We start from the raw sequence: 1,768 nt of genomic DNA, 5'->3' as shown, positions 1-1,768 counted from the left end.
GTGACAGCAGGGTGAACAGGCGAATTTCATCTGGCCCAAAGTAGTTGATCTGAACTGAAAAAATGACCAGAATGCCGAGCAACTCGTCTTTTGAGGCGAGCGGCAATATGAGCGTTGAGCGAACTTCGGGCAGATAGTCGAGCGAGCGGTGGCGCGGGTTGGAGAGGTCATTCACGACGATGTGCTGGTATGCGCGCGCAGCGCTCCATGCCGGCGCAATCGCCTATTGGGTTCGCCCCGGACTCATCGAAGAATACGCCTGAGATTCTGCATTGCTCGCTAGCTGGTAACCATTTTGGTGGCTGACACGATCAACATGGCCGCCAATGCGTAACGGACCAGGTCATCATTGACTTTTCCGGCGGTCAGCGATCCCACCGCGATGCCTGGCACTGACCCCAGAAGCAGGCTGACAAGCAACCAGAAATCGACGTTCCCCAGCCAGCTATGGCCCATTGCCGCAAGCAGCGTCAGGGGCACCGCATGGATTATGTCAGTTCCGACAATGGTCCTGGCCCCTAGCCGCATGGGGTATACCAGTGCCAGGAGCACTGCCACAACGGCGCCGGCACCCACCGAGGTGAGCGTGACAAGTACCCCTACTGCTGCACCTCCGACAATTGTTGCGACCAGCTGTCGCTGGCGCATCGATGTGCCCATCTTGTTCCGGAATATGGCCATGATCGGCCCCAAGCGCGGCTTCAACAGCATAACGAGCGCAACAGCAAACAATGCCCCCCCGAGCAGGTGCAGGAGAAAGCCTGACTCCAGTCGTCCTTCATGGAAGAGTGCGAGCCATAGCAGCGTGACGCCGGCAGCCGGAAGGCTCCCCAGCATCAATCGCCTGACGATCTGCCAATCGGGCGATCCAACACGATGATGGATTGCGCCACCTACGGTCTTGGTAATGGCCGCAAACCAAAGATCTGTGCCTACGGCAACCGCCGGACTGAAGCCGAAGAATAGTATCAGGATCGGCGCCATTAACGACCCGCCACCCACGCCTGTAAGGCCGACCAGAAAGCCGACAAACATTCCGGCAACGGAATAGCCTAGGTCCATGTCTCGTCCTGAACCCTAACGCGCGATTATCATCGTTCGAAGGTGCGCCAGCACCGGCTCAGCAAACTCAGGGCGACAGATAAGCAGGTCAGGCATCCACGGGTTTGGACAGTTGTACACAGGCGGGCTGCCATCGATCCTGGTACAGTGCAGGCCATGCGCGCGAGCGACTGCCACCGGAGCGCAGCTATCCCACTCATATTGCCCTCCCGAATGAAGATAGATTTCGGCATGACCCATCACGACAGCCATGGCCTTTGCGCCTGCACTACCCATCTGCACGAGCTCGCCACCAAGCGCCGCAGCCACAGCGACCGCCTCGGACGCAGGCCGCGTACGACTTACCACCAGGCGAGGCGGATGGCGGACCGGCGCAGGTACACAAGGCTTATCGGACTGCAGCACCATCCCGCCATCAAGACCGGGAAGTGCCACTGCCCCTAAGGCTGCCGCGCCATCGATAGCCAGCCCGACATGCACTGCCCAATCAGCCCTGCCTTCCCCGTACTCACGGGTTCCGTCTACCGGATCAATGATCCAAACGCGCCCCTTCGCAAGGCGGTCGTGCGTATCGCTGCTCTCCTCTGACAGGATGCCGTCTTCAGGTCGCTGACTGCGCAGCGCGTGGACGAGAAACTGGTTGGCGGTCTGGTCCCCCGCCTTGCCCAGTGCCTTGCCATACAGCATGTTGCTGTCACGAACCTCA

At 59.8% G+C, this 1,768-nt stretch carries 3 protein-coding genes; all 3 read right to left on the bottom strand.

Annotated elements, in window-relative coordinates; all coding sequences use genetic code 11:
- The coding region (locus tag ACEW8G_RS12075) for a GAF domain-containing protein (RefSeq protein WP_373488668.1) at positions 1 to 220 on the bottom strand (220 nt) is incomplete at its 3' end.
- Positions 221 to 279: 59 nt separating this feature from the next.
- Positions 280 to 1,062, bottom strand: coding sequence for a sulfite exporter TauE/SafE family protein (locus ACEW8G_RS12070; protein WP_373488667.1), 783 nt, complete (start codon positions 1,060 to 1,062; stop codon positions 280 to 282).
- A 15-nt stretch (positions 1,063 to 1,077) separates the two neighbouring features.
- On the bottom strand, positions 1,078 to 1,768 hold a 691-nt coding region (locus ACEW8G_RS12065; protein WP_373488666.1), incomplete at its 5' end, for a 3'(2'),5'-bisphosphate nucleotidase CysQ.

The sequence above is a fragment of the Blastomonas sp. genome (genome assembly GCF_041747255.1).
GTDB lineage: Bacteria > Pseudomonadota > Alphaproteobacteria > Sphingomonadales > Sphingomonadaceae > Blastomonas.
Note: the sequence above shows the minus strand (reverse complement) of the source record. Positions and strands in the feature narration are given on the sequence as shown.

Coding starts and splice junctions, on each gene's coding strand:
- ACEW8G_RS12070 (WP_373488667.1), bottom strand. CDS start 1,062: ATGGACCTAGGCTATTCCGTTGCCGGAATGTTTGTCGGCTTTCTGGTC.